Origin of the sequence: Butyricimonas sp. Marseille-P2440 (assembly GCF_900091675.1) — a bacterium.
In the GTDB taxonomy this organism is placed as follows: domain Bacteria; phylum Bacteroidota; class Bacteroidia; order Bacteroidales; family Marinifilaceae; genus Butyricimonas; species Butyricimonas synergistica.
On sequence record NZ_LT594607.1, the window covers coordinates 53103 to 69690 of the forward strand.

At 42.1% G+C, this 16588-nt stretch carries 16 protein-coding genes; all 16 read right to left on the reverse strand.

Annotation, left to right across the window (positions count from 1 at the left end; all coding sequences use genetic code 11):
• Positions 1 to 276: 276 nt before the first annotated feature.
• Entirely contained in the window at positions 277 to 780 is a 504-nt protein-coding gene (locus tag BN8899_RS01655) for a DUF7841 family protein (RefSeq protein WP_065218060.1), read from the reverse strand.
• A 3-nt stretch (positions 781 to 783) separates the two neighbouring features.
• Positions 784 to 1254 (reverse strand): hypothetical protein, encoded by a 471-nt coding sequence (locus tag BN8899_RS01660; protein ID WP_065218061.1) that lies wholly within the window; start codon positions 1252 to 1254, stop codon positions 784 to 786.
• Positions 1255 to 1353: 99 nt separating this feature from the next.
• Positions 1354 to 1818, reverse strand: coding sequence for a hypothetical protein (locus BN8899_RS01665; protein ID WP_065218062.1), 465 nt, complete (start codon positions 1816 to 1818; stop codon positions 1354 to 1356).
• Between the two features lie 73 nt (positions 1819 to 1891).
• Positions 1892 to 2581, reverse strand: a complete 690-nt coding sequence (locus BN8899_RS01670) for a hypothetical protein (RefSeq protein WP_065218063.1) — start codon at positions 2579 to 2581, stop codon at positions 1892 to 1894.
• Between the two features lie 58 nt (positions 2582 to 2639).
• Entirely contained in the window at positions 2640 to 2942 is a 303-nt protein-coding gene (locus tag BN8899_RS01675; protein ID WP_065218064.1) for a hypothetical protein, read from the reverse strand.
• A gap of 116 nt (positions 2943 to 3058) precedes the next feature.
• A complete protein-coding gene (locus BN8899_RS01680; protein ID WP_065218065.1) occupies positions 3059 to 3595 on the reverse strand; it encodes a hypothetical protein in 537 nt (178 codons plus the stop codon).
• The gene (locus BN8899_RS01685; protein WP_065218066.1) at positions 3592 to 4047 is read right to left on the reverse strand and encodes a hypothetical protein; all 456 of its coding nucleotides are present in this window, start codon (positions 4045 to 4047) and stop codon (positions 3592 to 3594) included. Before BN8899_RS01685 ends, BN8899_RS01680 begins: the two co-directional genes overlap by 4 nt.
• Complete coding sequence (locus BN8899_RS01690; protein WP_065218067.1) at positions 4028 to 4423, reverse strand: hypothetical protein; 396 nt, start codon at positions 4421 to 4423, stop codon at positions 4028 to 4030. The genes BN8899_RS01685 and BN8899_RS01690 overlap by 20 nt, the downstream gene beginning before the upstream one ends.
• Positions 4424 to 4560: 137 nt before the next feature.
• Positions 4561 to 4842, reverse strand: coding sequence for a hypothetical protein (locus BN8899_RS01695; RefSeq protein ID WP_065218068.1), 282 nt, complete (start codon positions 4840 to 4842; stop codon positions 4561 to 4563).
• Positions 4843 to 4859: 17 nt separating this feature from the next.
• Positions 4860 to 5207 carry a hypothetical protein gene (locus tag BN8899_RS01700; RefSeq protein WP_065218069.1) on the reverse strand — a complete coding sequence of 116 codons (348 nt, stop codon included), beginning with the start codon at positions 5205 to 5207 and terminating at the stop codon, positions 4860 to 4862.
• A 14-nt stretch (positions 5208 to 5221) separates the two neighbouring features.
• A complete protein-coding gene (locus BN8899_RS01705; RefSeq protein ID WP_065218070.1) occupies positions 5222 to 11866 on the reverse strand; it encodes a hypothetical protein in 6645 nt (2214 codons plus the stop codon).
• A 1-nt stretch (position 11867) separates the two neighbouring features.
• Positions 11868 to 12764 (reverse strand): hypothetical protein, encoded by an 897-nt coding sequence (locus BN8899_RS01710; RefSeq protein ID WP_065218071.1) that lies wholly within the window; start codon positions 12762 to 12764, stop codon positions 11868 to 11870.
• A 122-nt stretch (positions 12765 to 12886) separates the two neighbouring features.
• Entirely contained in the window at positions 12887 to 14899 is a 2013-nt protein-coding gene (locus BN8899_RS01715; RefSeq protein ID WP_065218072.1) for a hypothetical protein, read from the reverse strand.
• Between the two features lie 554 nt (positions 14900 to 15453).
• Positions 15454 to 15723 carry an HU family DNA-binding protein gene (locus tag BN8899_RS01725; protein WP_065218074.1) on the reverse strand — a complete coding sequence of 90 codons (270 nt, stop codon included), beginning with the start codon at positions 15721 to 15723 and terminating at the stop codon, positions 15454 to 15456.
• Positions 15724 to 15725: 2 nt separating this feature from the next.
• Positions 15726 to 16301: a helix-turn-helix domain-containing protein gene (locus BN8899_RS01730; RefSeq protein WP_065218075.1), complete on the reverse strand. Its 576-nt coding sequence runs from the start codon at positions 16299 to 16301 to the stop codon at positions 15726 to 15728.
• The gene (locus BN8899_RS01735) at positions 16298 to 16588 is read right to left on the reverse strand and encodes a hypothetical protein (RefSeq protein ID WP_065218076.1); all 291 of its coding nucleotides are present in this window, start codon (positions 16586 to 16588) and stop codon (positions 16298 to 16300) included. The genes BN8899_RS01730 and BN8899_RS01735 overlap by 4 nt, the downstream gene beginning before the upstream one ends.

The window sequence follows — 16588 nt, forward strand, 5'->3', positions numbered from 1 at the left end:
TCTAATTCCCCAATTAGATAATAGTCTAAAAGAAAGTGAATCAGGATTGCCGTCTTTAATTCACTTTCTTTTTTATATGCCAAAAATAAAGGGGCATCCCGCCCCTCTAACACATCGCCAACTGTGCTACACTTTAAAACAACTATCTAACCGCTCTTAAACGAGATTGAGCATTTCCGCTACAATTATCGCCGCAACTCCAGCGATACACTCGTTATCCAGCAAATCCATTAATAAAACAAAATTAGCCTCGTTTTTCATGGCGATAATGTTTTTTTATTCGTCCATGGCCATCATGTAGTGCCATACTTTCCCCTCGGGAGCGTCTTGATCCTTGAAGTAAAAGTTTATAGCATCCTCGATAACCTTTTCCTCGTGATTCTCCGGGAACCACTTTTTAAACAAGTCGACCTTATCGTGCCAGTTCCCAGTTATGGCGACAGCCACGTCCCAGCAGGTTGTCCCGGCGGGTAACATCGGCTTGTGCTTCTCGAACACGGCTTTTATGTCGTCCTCCGACCAGTGCATTCCCTTGCACTCCTTGCCGTCCTCTCCCTTGTGGTGCATCTGTTCAATTTGCCACTTCCCGAATTTCTCGTTAAAGTGCGGTCCACAGAATATCTCGTGCTGGTCACGCATGAAATCCCAGAATAAATCCGGGTTCTTCTCTTCCACTTCTTCAAGCAACTCGTCCAAACACTCGACAGCTTCCCACATTTTAGCCTCGCTAAACATACCTTTTTCCTTGTAGTATTTCAGCGTCTTGTAATAGTTCCCCATAGTCTATTCTTCTAAAAACAAGTTTTTCAATTCAAGCAAATCACCTTCCGTGATCTTTATCGCCCCGGTGTCCCCGAATAGCATGGATGTAAACATGTTGTTCGGTATCTTTACCTTTATCATTCCCTTTCCAACGACGGCATCGAGTGGTCCGAGGTTTATATTCGTTTCATCCATCTCCTTGAACATCGCCATAACATCGTCGAATACCTGCCCCATGTCATAATTCCCGTTCTCGTCCCCGATAAACATCATCACGTTGTCTACTGCACCCTGTATCTTGTTGTCGTAACGAACAATACCGTTGTTTAGACCTCTTTTCAGGTACACGGATAACGGTTTTAACTTCGGTTTATCGGCGACGAACGTGTCGATAAGGTTATTGCCCCATTCCCCGAGAGCGTTAGTTATCTTGCTTTTCAGCTCCAGTGCCTTCTCCGGCAGGTTTAGACTTGCGGTTTCTCGTGTTGCCATTGTCATTCAATTTGGTTACTAACTCTTTTAATCTCTCTATATCTTTTTCCGCGTTATCAACCCTCCTTGATAATTCGGCTATTAGCCTTTCTTCTCTTGTCATTTCTTTTTTCCTCCTTTCTTCATAGCCATGTAGTCTTTAAAACTCATGTCGCTGTATTTCTCCATGTACTCGTCGAGCATCGAATATTTTTTATTCACCTCGTCGGCGGCAGATTTTTTTAGCCGTTTTACTAGCGTTAGATGCTTTTCTAGGGCATCTTTCCCATCTTTGGTATTCTCTACCCTCGGGCGCATTATCTTTAAATACTCACGGTTTAAAATAGCCGTTATAACGGAAGAGCTTTCCTGAAATTCTTGGTTGTTGTTTATAAACTCGAATTCCCGGTCAGATAGTCCGGACAACAAGCCGTCGATCTCGTCCCATACAGGAGTTGCCGATTCATTCACCACGCCTCTTTTTTGCAATTCCTGTATTCTTTGCAAGTAGGCTTGTTGTTCCTTTTCGAGTTCCGGCAGGCGCTGGTCGTAATTTATTCCCCCGGTTAACAATGGATCTATCATATATTTTTTGATTAGTGATTAAAGGAAAATAGTGACGGCATCCCCGTGAGGACACCTGTCACTAATCAATAAATTATTCAGCTTGAGGCTGACGAGATCTGCAACAAGTTGCGCCTTCCAAAACCGTAACGGTAGGAGTGCTCGGCAACCCAACGATGCCCTTGATATTCCGGCAGTCAAGACGATCCGCGTAATTGATTGCGGCAGTGAATGCCTTGTCAATCTCGCACTGGATCAGGCGGTCTTGGTACGGTCTGGTTGCTTCCAAAACGGCAACTTTCTTGTCAAGTTCGTTGAACTTGTTCCCGTAACGCTCGTTAAGAACGTCGTACAGGTCACGGGAAGTTTTGTACAGACCGAAATCTGCATCCACTTGCGATTTCCACAAGCTAAACTTCTCGGCGATATCCGTTTGCCGGTGATCGTAATCAGCTTGCATGCTCGACACCTTCAACCCCCACATGGCGTTAGTAAGGGCAATAGCATCGTCGCAACCTTTTTCCCAAGCTTGGAATGCAGTTGGAGCACCACTTGTACGCCCGGCAATAGCCTCGCTAACAGTGTTAATATTAACGTTCTCCGGCATCCCGGCTCCGCCACCGAACAGACCTCCACGGTTACGGGACAACGCCCACAATCCGAGTGCTGTACCTGCTATACCAAGACCTAAACCGGTTCCTGCAACACCTTTGCTGGCGTAATCTTTCTCCTCGTTGTCGTGCACGATCTCTTTTTCTTTCACGACTTTCATCTCAGTTTCCATTGTGTTTAAAACTTATAAGTTGCCCGGCACCATTGCCGGGTACAACAAATGTCCCAAACTACGGGTTGCTATTTAAATTATTGGTTGCTACATCGTTGCTACATTGTTGATAACAAGTTGACAGGATGAAACTATGTCGCTTCCTATCTTCTATCGTGTTTCTCAACTTGTTCACGCCTTGACGTGTCACCCCGAGATATCTAGCCGTCAAGGTATCGGGGAATCCTAACCCGTGAAGCAAGTTTATCAATATCGAACGAGCGTCAACGCACTCCTGTTTCTTGCTGTATATTAAATCTTCACGTCCCACTCCCGTTCTCTCGGATACTATTTCCACCACTTTATCGAAAATTTTTTCCATTTTTCTTGTTTTTTTGTAACAAATAAAAATCCTGCCCGTAATACTTACCCGAGAGAGAGAAAGTCTTACGAACAGGATTGGGTGGTTCTAGTCTTTAAGAGAGATGACTCTCTCTTTTATATTTTTATAAGCCTAAGTTTCCGGAGTATTTTAATAATGGAAGGCACGCTTAACCCGGCTAACAAGATAACTAGCAACCACAAGGATTTCGGTACCCTGAATCTTTCTTTAACCACTTCAACCGGGTATGGCTCCCTGATAGTATCTCGTTGGCTTACATAGATGGTATCCCGGCTATATCTGTCCCTGTACACGGTTTTAGTCCTGTCCCTGTACACGGTGTTGCCATTTACAGTCACGAACACGCTATCCTTCTCGTGGATGCTGTCCACTCTAAACCTATCCACGTATTCCGTTTTGGTTTCTGTTGTTTTAACTGGGATGTACTTAATACTATTACAAGAAACAATAAAAAGAGCCATGAAAAATAACAATAACAGCCTTCCTTTCAGTGATCTTGATCGATATAGGGCTAGAACATCATTCCCATCCGCTCCAAGTTCCCCGATAGGATCGGGATGTCCGTTCATGCTTGTATCGAAATAGGGAATATTCACTACACGAGGTTTAAAATTTGTTTCTAACTTTCTCATTGCACGTACTTTTTGTAATTAGCGATAAACTCTTCTTCCGTTCCTTTGCCTAAAGGCGTGTTATAGTAGCGTTTCCAGTAAGTAGCCCATCCTTCCAGGTCGCCAGGTATTGCCTTCTTTACACGTAAATAATGCACCCGTGCCATGCAAATCGCTAGCAAGTCGTTGTTCTCTATATCCTCCGCTTTAAAACGGGACACACGAGCGGCACGTTCAATTTTTGCAGCCAGTTCCGGTTTATACCGGAGATAATTATTCACGATGTCGTTGAAAGTTGCCGGCTCCATCTGGAATATCCCCAATGCCGGACCTCCTCCTATTTGTTTCCTGTACTTGCCTAGACGGCTCTCTTGCGCTGCCGTGCCCATTAACAAGTTCACGGCATTGTCCGAGTAAAGTCCTATTTCCTTCAAAACGGACGTTATCAAGTTTCTAATCGTCACCTTGTTCATTCACGAAGTTATTAGGTGGGACTCTTTTAAAACATCTCAAAGCTATATTGCACTTCAAGAACTCAAGCTCTTGTTTTTCCAGTTTCAAACGTGTTATCTCTTCCATGCTTTCACGTATTCGCAAGCGATCATTGTTTTTTTCCGAGTAAAGCTTGTCTATCTTCCCTTTAAGTTCTATAGCCTCGGCGTCCTTCTTGTCGTACAACTCCTTCCATTCATCGGCGTACTGGCTCGTGTATTCCGCTTCTGCCTTTACAGCCGCTGCCGTTTCTTTCCGTTTTTTCGAATTGTAAAACAAGAATATCCCGAGCAACGGGACAATTATTATTGTCACGACCTTGCTAATCAGATCTACGATTTCTTTTATCTCCTCCATTTCATTATTTTAAAATTTAGTTATACATTCGCGAAAAGGTTCTTCTGAACCTTGGTGCCTAGAGCGAAGTACCGGGATGGGAAACGCTCTTTTTTTTTATACCCTAGCGAAGATATTTCCCCGCTAGAGCCAATAGGTTAATTCCCGAGCTGGTTGTAGAACTCTATTATTTTTACCTCCAGTTGCGGCAGAAAGTTAGATGGAAGGTTCGCCCCGTTAATGCTAGATACCATCTCGTTCACGCAGTCGTAGGTACCATTAATGTTCACGTACGGGTTTCCTTCTTCTTGCAAAGTCCCCTCGCAATAGAATGTAACATTCGTTGGTTTCGCACTTTGATCGTACTCTGCCGATAAATGCACGTTTACTCCTTTAATAACATCGCTAGCTGATGCTTGTGTTTTGTAATTAATTTCCATGATTATAAATTTTTAAATTAAACGTTTTCTTTCTCCACAACAAGGGCATCTATCTTGTAGAATAGACTCTTGTTGCGCCCTGTTATACATTTCGATTCATCGGCAAAGTCAAGGACAACTCTCTTTAAAGTTTCTGCCTCAATGCCAATTAACTCTATTTCTTTCTCGAAATCTTTCCCCGGGTTAAAAGTATTCTCCCCTTCCTTGTGTATCTCTCCCTGTTCTATTTCCTCGTTGGAAAATTCTACTTTTGGAACGAGATTGTCAAGTACCTTTCTTTCCCGAAAAGTACTACCGGCTACTTTTATCACGCCGAGTAGGTTTAATCTCTCTACAATGTTTAGTTTTAACGTTTGTGTTTCCATGTTTATTTATAGTGTTAATTACTTCCATAACTTATTCCATCTTGATTCAATACACCAGCCACCCAATTCCTATAACCACCAAATATTCCTATATAAGTGCATTCTATAATAGCAGTCCTACCACCACTAACAGAATTAACATAAACCCAATCATACAGACTATTCTTGTATCGTATTTTCGCACCGTAATTTCCAGAATCAGCTATGATGCCATGAGAGTAACTCGATTGAAGCGGGATAAATTTCACGGTATGCCCCGGTTTTAAGTTTCTCGCGTCGGGAAGAAAAACATTAAAATGTTGTGAGTTATTTACCAATACCACGTTTTGATCTGCTTCCAAGTAGCAATTCGTTGAACCCGTCTGTCGGATACTTGTCGGAACATGACCGCACCCCCCAACGATGTACGAGTAATTCTGCATGGAAAGATTATTCCATGGTGCCTTCATGTAAATTCCCCCACTGTAAATATTAAAATCACCAGAGGTAATTTCGAGAGCTGTTGGATACTTGCTGGGCGAAGAATAATCGTTCACCGCTGACAACTTCAGCGCCACGATATCCTTTAAGTAACCGTTCCCACGAGCTACAATTTCTAATCCAACAAGCATGGAATTATCACCCTCTACTTTTATCAAACCCGCTTGCATGACACCACTAGAAAGAGGTAAAATACCCGTTCCGGATGGCATTAACATGATTCCTCCATCCGGGAATAACTTTGAGCCTTTCCCTCCAGATATAGCGGATCCACTCCATGTTGGTTGAACAAAATCACTGCTTTGGAATCCCGTTGTTGACATTTCCCATCCTGAAATCATACTTTTAGTTCCAAGCTTTAATAGTTCACTTCCTCCCACAACCCCTTTCAATCCCCAATCGCTCGCGCTTCTGTAGAACATCTCCACGTAATGCGAGGCATCCTTGTAAGCTTTAAACGACCTCTCCGTGTCCGTCGATGTTATCTTTATGCCACCCGCTCCTGCACCAAAATCAGAGCCTCCAATTATCTCGTTTTCTTTAAACGTGAAGCCTGGTATGGAAATCATTCCCGCCTTGATAACGTTGGTTGTAAGAATTTTTGCCGAAAGCGAATTTATAAAAGCTGTATCCGTAATAAGGGCATTCGTGTTTATTAATGCCGTGTCAAAATAACCTGATTTGTTTTTTAACGCCTCGAAATCGGTAAACCCGAGCTGCTTTGCTATATCATCCTTGGATAATGTTTCCGCCTTGTCAACCGCCTCGTTTAAAGGGTCTAAAATAGGATTGCTCGTTGTTGTGCTATCATCCGTGTACGTGGTAATAAGCCTTGTCCACAAGTATTTTCCTGTCGTCCATGCTGGCATTGTTGACGACCAACTGCCTCCGGTCTGCGTGGTGGAAGACGTGGATAGATAATATTGTTCCGTCACACTTTTCACGCCTTTCCCCGCTGTACCCGTGTCACCCTTATCTCCCTTGTCACCCTTCGAGCCGGTCGCTCCGGTTGCCCCCTTAAACGCTATCGAGTACGAGAACACCTTGGTAAACACCTTACCATCCACTGTAACTGGGATTTTAACCGTCCCGCTTGCAGTTTTCATGCTCGTTGTTACGGTAAAGGTAATAACGGGTGCCGTGGTGCCGTTGCTTGCCACACTTGCCGTCATACCCGCTGGTAACCCAGTTATCGTGCCGATAGTAGCAACTACTTGCGTCGCCCCCTTGTATGCAGTAACACCACATGTAGTAGAGCCAGCCAATGCCGCTGCCGTGGAACCAGCAAAGGCGTGCGATTCATTGCCAAGCAACACCGTGTAGGCGTCTTTCCCTGCAGCTCCCGTCGCTCCGGTAGCACCATCCGCCAACTTCGCTATCGTAAAACTATCGGACAACTTCTCGTCCCCGTTACAGATACACCGGAATGTCCTAACATTCGTACCGGAAGGGAAAAATGTAGTGTTACCCGGGGCAACCGAGTAAGTCGAACCTGTCGCACCGCTTATGTTCGTCCACGTGCTGCCGTTTAGGTATTGCCACTGGTACGACGTTGGAGTAAAATTTCTCGGGCTTGCCGTTAACAAGATGCTTGCGGGAGTTGGCGTACCAGCATAACCCGGTCCGTATTTAAACACCTGCGAAGGAGCGGAAACATCTACTGTTTTGGCGATAGCGTCCTGAATCGCTTGGTCTACATCCTCGGGTGCGGGACTCCAATCCGTAGCCTTGTTGCCAATTTCTATCTTTATGTGCCGGACATCCCCAACACCCCACAAGTTAATACCACCTATATTTGTATTATTCCCTGAATTTAGCTTTCTAACAATTCGTTTCCACTCGTTAGTGGTATTTTCAAATTTTACTAATCCCATACCCGGAATAGTAGGGGTGCTACTCGTTGCCGTTACCTCGAAACCGAATCCGTTGGTATTCCTTATATCCATGGATATAATAAAATTAGTATTAGCCGGAACAAGTGGTATCGGAATAGAAACTGGAAGTATCGCCCATGCCGATGGTGTGTTACATTTAAATACAATTTCAGGACCAGAACCTTCCTTGCTCGAACTGGTTCTGTATGACACGGGATTAAGTTTAGAAATAGGGAATAAATTTGTCCCTCCGACTTGAATATTACTCACTTCATCCTGAGTAAATTGCTTGGCGGCATCAGTTACCGCTTTTAACAGGTTTATTTTAGCATCATAATACGCCTTAAACTTGGACCTGAATGTTGTCCCAACGATATCGGATGTTACCGTTAAATTTGCAAGCAACGGGGTAATATACGTGTTCAGGGCGTTATAAGCGTTCGTGTATGCCGCTGATGACACGCTGTACGTGGCAGCTTGTGCCACGATTGTGGCTTTCTCGGAAACGATTATATCCCATTCTTTTTTAGTTTCCTGTTTCTCTGATGGCGTTAGCTTGTTGTCATTAGCAATATCAGCAAGCATGGCATTAGCGGCATCAATATCGTCTTGAACGCCTTGTATCGCTTGCTCCATGTCTTCCGGGGCTTGCACCCAGTCCATCGGTGGCTTTATATGCCCCTCGTAAAGACAAGCCCATTTTATCGTTGCAGGGTTGGCTGAAGAACCGGAAGAAGGAAAATTGTAAATATTTATTTTTCTCTTGTAAATTTCTTGTACAGTTGGTGCGGTAATGTGGATAAAAGCGACTTCACCACTCATGTCGACTGGGAGATATCCAGCCATGCCATTTCCATCATTAAACCAAGCTCCAAATTTTTGTCCTCCTGTCGTTGTCCCTCTTAACACTAACGTGTATTTCCCGCCAGTAATGAGGTCTATAGATGTGTAATAGTTTTTTATGTTATAGGAATTGTTTGTTACCTCTTTTCCAGAGTCCAAAAACAAGTTCCTAACTCCTATCTGTATCCCGTCCACCTTGTTCGTGGCGTCCTGTTCCGCCAACTCCTTAATCCGATCTTGAATTGCTTTGTCCGCCTCTCCAACTCTTGTTTTATAAGCGGATAAAGCGTTATTGTAAGCGGTAAATTTAGCGTTAACGTCCGCTTTCTCCGCTGCCGTTGCCTTCCCGTCGGCGATAGCGGTATTGATAGAGGATATTAAGTTGGCGTGTGCCGTGTTATAAGCCGTTTTGGCACTAGCGAGATTTGTTTTAGCTGTTCCGGTTAGATAGGCGTTAGCGTATAACTTGGTATAGTAAGCGTCTATATCCGCTTTCTCGGCGTTAAGGATGTTTATATTGGACGCTATCGCCTTTGCCTCCGCCTCGTCGATTATTCCGTCTTTAAAAGCCCCGGTAATCGTGGTATTAAGGTTTGTAACCGCTTCGCTTACATCCTTAATATCTTTCGCCACGTCCCCGGGAGAGGGAGAGTAAGAAGAAGGAGCGGTGAATCCCTCGACGAGCATTACTTCCGAGAACTTCACGGAATTGCCGGCTGTGGAGCCGTATTTCCCAGCGAATAGACATAATCTACCCTCTCCATCGGTAAAATTATTAGTAGTTATAAGAATGCCACCGGAAACACTTAGTAAACCTGCATATTCAACGTTAACATTAGCATTCCTTATTTCAGCTTTATATTCTGTTGGAGTTCCAACCAAATTCTCTGCCTTGAACGACAAGTGATAAACCGTGTTAGGCTTTAATTTAGGTATTACTAATGCTTTAAAGTAAGTATTGTTTGTACCTGCATTCACCGTCACCTCTTTCCCCCCGTCCACCAAATTTACATTGCTCTGCCCGGTTAGGTCTTCAGTGGCAACGGATATTTCGGGTAATGGCTTGTTGCCCTCGAATAAGCCGAGGGAGTAGATAATACAGTTTATTGCATAGCCATAAGTAGAAGAAATCTTTTGTATTGTTTTGCCTTTGGCGGTTACATAGTCAGTTCGTGTTTCGCTCGTCTGTTGATTGCTTGCTATTAAAATATAATCTTTAGTTCCATCCGTGTAACTAGCACGTAAATACAATCCATTTTTATCTGTCGCTTCCGTGGTAGCCGTTTTCCACTCTATCGAAAAAACATATTGCGTGTTCGGTTTGTAATTGCCTTCCCCTAGAAAAATATCTTTATACTCTTCACCTACAGCAATTTGTGCTCTCAATCTCACGGGATTAACGCTCAAATACACCCCATTTGCATCCCGTCCCCACACCGCAATATCCTTGTCCTTCTCGTTCCAAGCGAGCATCATTTTGCGGGAGATAAGATTCACTGATCCGATTTGGAGATTATCTACCGACTCCTCTGCCACCTTCTGCGCTATAACATTCGCGAATGCCGTTCTCTCCGAGTAATAATTAGCGAAATCTTGGTTGTATTCTGTCTTCTGTGCCACGGTCAAGGACGTGTCTATATTCTGCGACAACTTAACCGTGTTCGTTAAAAAAGTACTAAGAGTGTTGTAAGCATTCTGTAAGGCGGTAATAGAAACGCCGTACGTTGTTGCCTGCGCCTGGTAAGATGTAAATTCCTTCTGTATTTGGTTCCACGTGTCCCGTAATGTTGCTTTCTCCTCCTTCGATATAACCCCATCGTCAGACATTTTAGCAAGACGAAGCATTGTATCGTTAAACAACTCCCAATCGGCGGCATCACCCTGCATGCCGTCCATCTTCTTCGCCCGGCAAATGTACATGGACCCGTCTTCTTTAATCCACAAGTCGTCGACATAGTAGGCAGGTTTGGGTACGTTATTGGAATAGGTAATAGAGTTTTTCTTCCCGACCGTACCTGTCAGTTCTCGTAACTTAACCTCCAGTTCCGCCGACACGCTGTCCGCTATCTTTTCCCACTTGTAAACGCCATCAACAAAACGGAAATTGTACCTGCTGGATACCGTGTTCCCCTCGCTGTCCGTGGTGTAATAGATGTAAGTATCTCCCACGTGCTTGGCTCTCTCGTCCCTTCCTGTTTCTTCATCAAACCACTCGTTAGCCGGGTAATTGTTTAGAGTCGGCTCCACCTCCCCGTCCCAGCTCTGTATAGCCCCGTCAAGCTGGTTTTGCATATCGGGGATGATAATTCCTGTTAAGTTATCCACGACGGATTGGATGGCGTCAGTGGCATCCTTGGCGTCTTGAATGGCTTGCTGGTTATCCTTTATGCCTTTGTTTATCCCGTTGATCACGTCGCTAAACTCCCCGTGCCTCGTGAAGAGCCCTATTCTGGTTTGGTCTTTCGGGTCAACGCCGATTCTCAATACCATTTTATCGGACAAATCGTAACTGTTCACCCCGGCGTATATCGTTCTACCGGCATCGTCCGGGAATGAAGAGTCCATCACTACCCATTGCAAGTAAGGGTCTGTCCTGTGCCCGAACTGCACCACGTCATCTCCCACGGCGGGAACTCCCGAACCGGTGTCGCAATCCGTTTTCGAGAGGTCGGCATAGTTTTCTCCTATCCCCGTTACTAGACGCCAGTAGTATTTCTGTGTCCCGTTGCCGTAATTATTGCACCTCGCTTGCGCTCCAACCGTGAAATCGTTCGTCTGACCGTCTTCCGTTTCCATGTAAAGACGCCAGTAATCGGCATATTCCTCGACCTTGCTTACTTTCATCCCGGCAGGGGATAAGCATTGCCTACCACCACGCCAGTACATTTTAGAAACAACAAGCGCCAACACCTCTATGTACTTTCGAAACACCCCTCTATCCGTGTGTACTTCCGACTTGTTAACGATACCAGTGCCGGCTCCAGTCATCCCGGCGATAAAATCATCCGTCATCAGCCCGCCCGTGATCGTTATCACTCGACCGAGAATATCCCGGAACTCCGCGTTCCCGAGAGCATCTATTATCCACCCTTTTACCTTGCTCTCGAACTCGGTGGATTGAAGGCTCTTGAATTTTACATCGTCGAAGGTGCGGAGGGGCTGATCGAAATAATCACTCCAATTATGCCCGTCAAATAATTCAGAATCGCCAGCATCGTCTGCATACAAGGCTTTAATCTTATCACCTAAAACGTATAAATATTGGTCTAATGTATTTAACTCATCTTTATTCCAGTATCTTGCATCAGGTTTGCCACCTTCTCCCCCGCCTCCTCCATAAGACAAGATAAAATTAATAATATCAAGCAACAATCCTCCAACCGCCTCGTTTGTTACAGATTCGGGAAGAAAAGCTCCTCTTATCTCTTTTGCCCTATCTCGTAAATTATCTTCTGTTGCCATACTAATTAAATGTTTTCTCGAATGTTTCTATATGTATTCTTCCTGTTTGTGGTGCGGAAATAGAATAAGAAGGCGATCCATCTACCATTTCAACGGTCATTCCAGATTGCATTAACTCAGATTCATCGTAATAAAGTCCCTCGGAAAACCCCTCTTTTTGCCTTAATAATTCTATATTCAATCCCACGTATGGATAAGCGTCTGTACCAATTGTTTCCAGTTTAGCCCCATCATTTTTAACTACTTTCACCCCGTTAATAAGGATATTATCGCAGGCAAGCGCACGATTTATCCTGTCTGCCATCCACGAGGCTAAGCCGTAAGAATCACCAAACGTGTACTTGCGGACGACATAAGGAATCGAGTCAAGCAGGTACACCGTGCGGTCTTGGGAACTATAAAAAACATCGTCCGAGTTGTAGCTAATATCGTTGGATTTTATCCCTCCATCAACCCGCAAAACAAAAAAATACGCGTACTCGGAATCCCTAAACACACAATCGAATTTATTCGCCTTGCAAGTATAAGTAAGCAATAAAGATTCTGGGAATGTCCCTATTTGCATGAAATTAGAATAAAAAGAAAATTTACCGTTTATATCCGACAATTTTACCCGATATATACCGTCGTCCAAATTACAGCTAACCCTAAATATAGACTGAAATTCATTGCCGATTTCAATTACTGTACTATCGAAATTCCTTACTTCTTCGTTTTTATCATTCACGATACTAGCTACAACATCATTTTCCCCAATGCTTCCCCCGTAATGCGCCTGGAATACCATATAGTCGCTTTTATCCCATTTCTGCATGAAACAAGTGTTATGCTTTTCGGTAGCGAGTATATCATCTTCTTTGAACACGATCGGGTTCAGCCGTGGAAACGTCAATGCCATAACAATATATTTAAATAAAAAAGCGAGCCGAGTGTACCTTGATGGTGTACCCGGCTCGCTCGGAGCGCTTTTTCCAATTCAAATTCAATACAAAAATAATAATATTTTCATTACTTTCAATATCACAAGCTTGTTAATTTCCATTTTTGTGACTTATTTCTGCCTGGATTTTCAGAAACAGACTCGATAAATCCTCTTATTATTTCGTCACCATTAATTGCCTTTATATACCCCCTGTATCCTTCTTGTATTAATTCAGGCAAGTTCCATGGAACCATTGTTTCAAACTCGTAATTAACTGGCTTGAATAAATAGCTGTATTCGTTCAAATTCACGTCCGCGTGTTCCACGATACCTCCTGTAGATTCGACGTTAAAATCTTTAGGGGAAGAGGCAAATTCAAGTAAACTACCAGAAAACATAAATAAGCTCTTTATATATTCTATTTGCCTAAGCAAACAACGCTTAGGCGACAGATACACGTTAAACGCCGAATTTCCGGCATAATTACCCGTGTTTAGTATCTTGTAATCTCGGTTAATACTATACACATGTGGGTTAAGAATACTTACCCTTTTACTGGCATGAATCACAAACACATCATTATCACTTTCGGCGTCTGTCGTTTCCTTCTGCTCGTAGTCAATTAATGTAAATTCTATACCATACATATCCGCCCGATAGGGGCTTATTAGATTTAATTCCTTGCCCTCGTGATCTGTTTCAATTGCAAATTCTAGAGTGGTGTTAAATTCTTTTTTTCCATTCACCTCGTCATACGTCTGATCTTCGTATCCTATTTTCAGCTTGTTATAAATAGAATTATCCTTTATTTTCTCGGATAGATCATTTATATCATCCACTTCGGTTATCATTGTGTTTCTGTCATAGAAATAGTTCACATGCTCCACTTCCAGTGTTTCAACTCCATCTATTATTCTAAACGTGTATGAAAGTCCGAACATGGATTTCATTGCCTGGAAAAAATCTTTTAACGACGTTTTTATCTTTGCGTCAGCAACGCCACGAATTAGATCCCCGGAGGTTACAAGCATTTTATTTATCTCACCTGTTGACAGGGCGTTAGATTTAACAGCATTGTACTTACCTCCCGTCGCTTTGTTTAATAGTTCCGAGAGTAATATACTAGGGCGCATTCCAAAAATATCTTTACTTTGCCCAGCCCTATCGTAATAATCAATGTTTACTTTAGTGTCAGTGTTGCTTTTTACAGAATCGACTCTATAGCCACCTTTATCGGCTCGGATCATAAAGTATATTTTTTCGTTTGTATTAACGTAATAATCTTGCAGTCTAAAACTTCCTTTTAGATAAGCATATTCCTGATTTTTGCTTATTGAAACACTCCCCAATTCTGTTGACTCCACATATTTAACCTCCTTCCCTTTTAGCATTGTAAATAGCAAATATCCGCTTTGATCACGAGGCAGAAGTTTGATTGTAAAATCAAAAGTAACGGATATATTTAGGTAAACAGGTTTATTTGCAGACAATACCCACAAATCATTTTGTGTATTATCCAAGTCATTTTGAGCTGTATCGAACACGCTTTGTATAGTAACACCCCCGCCTACCATGTCATCAGCAACTATATATAAAGGCGTCATAGCACTAGCAAGAGAAGATACATCTGTTAAATCCATATCTCCAGAAAAAGAAATTGTATTTTTTAATTGTAATCTATCATATCTTACGGAAATAGAGGAAGCAGGAGGCGTGATCTCGTATGTCGTGTCCATATTTGCCATTACAGACGCCCTGTACCCTATATCTGTTGTTACAATGCTTACCTTGTGTTTGCTGCGCTCGTAAGAATAGAAATCTATATCGCCGGAGTAATAAGGCTTATATGTAAATTCGTTATAATCGTATTGCTCCACGATAAATTTTACTTTAGCAAATACCTCGTCTGCATCGTAGCATCCCCGAAGATAGTCAGCATCTTCCTTGACAAATGAAAAACTTGTCGTGTATTTTATAAGAGTTTCTGTATTATCAAGGCTTCTCGTCCAGTTTAAGACGTTATTATTCCACTCGTCCGGTGAGTATTTACACTCGTATTTTTCTCCGTTTTTCTCGAAGAAGAACTTGAATTTTGAAGGGAAAATATTCATATTTAAATTCTTTTAATTAATAAAAAAGGGTCAAGCATACTGGTAAAGTATACCTGACCCGCTAGAGGTGCTATTACAAAGATAATGCTTTATTTATTATCTCGAAAACATTCTAATAATTTGGCATAATCTTCTGTTTTAACGAATTCTGAAATAATCATGCCATTAGATGCAGTAATCCAGATCTTGCCACCCTCGATTCTTAGACACAACAATTCCCCCTTAAATATTATCTCCAAAAAATTACTTCCTGATAGCATTAAACGATCGTTTAATAATAGTGGGATTGGTTTAGCGAGATATTTTTTATTGGCGGTCTTAAATATCACTAAATCAACATGAGTACAAATTTCAAGCAGAGCGCTACAGAAGACCAAGAAGAGCTATTATTAAACGATCATTTTTTAATATAAAATTACGAATCTAATACGAGCTGTTTGCGCAAATGTTTGCATAAATTGGGAAAAAATTAAAAACAAACGGGATTTATACGGGATATAAATAACAAAAAAAAATCCCGTCGTGATGGCGGGATGTAAAAAGCGTCCTGCTTTTTATTTAGATAGATTTATTAATTTCGATGGAGTGAATTTTACAACTTTCCTCTCGGGAATAACTACAGATTTCTTTTCCCATAGATCGTACCCTTTGCGCTCTTTTCGGACTTGCACCGAGAATGTCCCGAATCCCATAATTTTAACAGGCTCTTCCTTTTTTATAGTACTTAAAACTGTTCCTAGAACAACGTTTATAACCCTCTGTACATCTGTTTGCGATATCCCAGTTTCAACAGAGGTTATTTTAATTAATTCTCTTTTGTCCATAACTATACATATCTCATAAATGCCGATATAAATTTAACTTCATCAACATCATCTGAATCTAAATCTTTGTATTCTAAGAACAGAAAAGGCAATAATTCTTTCACGCGATCGTCGAAATAGTCCACGTATTTTACATATCTTTCTTCTATTGTCTTGCTGAAAGACATATTCCCATTCTTGTTTCTAACGGTTATTTTATCTAGAATAGAATAACCAGGTCCCTTAACAGGGTAATTAGTGTAAATAGACGCCGCAAATATACCCATAATATAAGACGCTAACTTGATCTTACTCACGACCCTATTATCTATCAAGCATCCCGCCTTGGGGACTTCTTGTATCATTCGTTCGTAAATATTTGTTGTACTCCCTTGTGTAAAGTTCATTACCAATTCTTCCAGCGGAGGCAAATTTATGCCTAAGCACTTAATTAGTTTATCTATATTGTCGGAACGCAGATTCTTTTTGCCACTAAAAAATTCTGTAACACTGGCAGGACGAATACCCGCTTTTTCTGCCAACGCTGTGGCAGACAAGCCTTGTTTAATCATCTCTTGTTGTATAAATTCTCGTATCATATTTCTTGTTTCTTTATATATTCATTTATGTAGTTTTCAATATCTTCGGCAAAACGAACTCTAACAACACTTGCAATGCAAGTATATCCAGCATTTAATCCACAACAAAGCTCCCCTCTGCTTTCATCCATTAATAAAACTTCTGTACCATCGAATACAATATCCACGTCGTAAAAAGTATCACCAATCCAATCTTCCGAGTAGTAATTTATCCCGGTGTAGTTCGTTAGAACATTGCCAAAATCTTGGCTGTCTAAACATTGTTTTATCAAATCAATTGTTTTCAT

What these genes read in the sequence shown, in the direction of transcription:
- BN8899_RS01675 (WP_065218064.1), bottom strand. Translation starts at nt 2,942, where the DNA reads ATGGAAAAAATTTTCGATAAAGTGGTGGAAATAGTATCCGAGAGAACG.
- BN8899_RS01710 (WP_065218071.1), bottom strand. Translation starts at nt 12,764, where the DNA reads ATGGCATTGACGTTTCCACGGCTGAACCCGATCGTGTTCAAAGAAGAT.
- BN8899_RS01670 (WP_065218063.1), bottom strand. Translation starts at nt 2,581, where the DNA reads ATGGAAACTGAGATGAAAGTCGTGAAAGAAAAAGAGATCGTGCACGAC.
- BN8899_RS01700 (WP_065218069.1), bottom strand. Translation starts at nt 5,207, where the DNA reads ATGGAAACACAAACGTTAAAACTAAACATTGTAGAGAGATTAAACCTA.
- BN8899_RS01665 (WP_065218062.1), bottom strand. Translation starts at nt 1,818, where the DNA reads ATGATAGATCCATTGTTAACCGGGGGAATAAATTACGACCAGCGCCTG.
- BN8899_RS01725 (WP_065218074.1), bottom strand. Translation starts at nt 15,723, where the DNA reads ATGGACAAAAGAGAATTAATTAAAATAACCTCTGTTGAAACTGGGATA.
- BN8899_RS01705 (WP_065218070.1), bottom strand. Translation starts at nt 11,866, where the DNA reads ATGGCAACAGAAGATAATTTACGAGATAGGGCAAAAGAGATAAGAGGA.
- BN8899_RS01680 (WP_065218065.1), bottom strand. Translation starts at nt 3,595, where the DNA reads ATGAGAAAGTTAGAAACAAATTTTAAACCTCGTGTAGTGAATATTCCC.
- BN8899_RS01660 (WP_065218061.1), bottom strand. Translation starts at nt 1,254, where the DNA reads ATGGCAACACGAGAAACCGCAAGTCTAAACCTGCCGGAGAAGGCACTG.
- BN8899_RS01735 (WP_065218076.1), bottom strand. Translation starts at nt 16,588, where the DNA reads ATGAAAACAATTGATTTGATAAAACAATGTTTAGACAGCCAAGATTTT.
- BN8899_RS01715 (WP_065218072.1), bottom strand. Translation starts at nt 14,899, where the DNA reads ATGAATATTTTCCCTTCAAAATTCAAGTTCTTCTTCGAGAAAAACGGA.
- BN8899_RS01695 (WP_065218068.1), bottom strand. Translation starts at nt 4,842, where the DNA reads ATGGAAATTAATTACAAAACACAAGCATCAGCTAGCGATGTTATTAAA.
- BN8899_RS01655 (WP_065218060.1), bottom strand. Translation starts at nt 780, where the DNA reads ATGGGGAACTATTACAAGACGCTGAAATACTACAAGGAAAAAGGTATG.
- BN8899_RS01730 (WP_065218075.1), bottom strand. Translation starts at nt 16,301, where the DNA reads ATGATACGAGAATTTATACAACAAGAGATGATTAAACAAGGCTTGTCT.
- BN8899_RS01685 (WP_065218066.1), bottom strand. Translation starts at nt 4,047, where the DNA reads ATGAACAAGGTGACGATTAGAAACTTGATAACGTCCGTTTTGAAGGAA.
- BN8899_RS01690 (WP_065218067.1), bottom strand. Translation starts at nt 4,423, where the DNA reads ATGGAGGAGATAAAAGAAATCGTAGATCTGATTAGCAAGGTCGTGACA.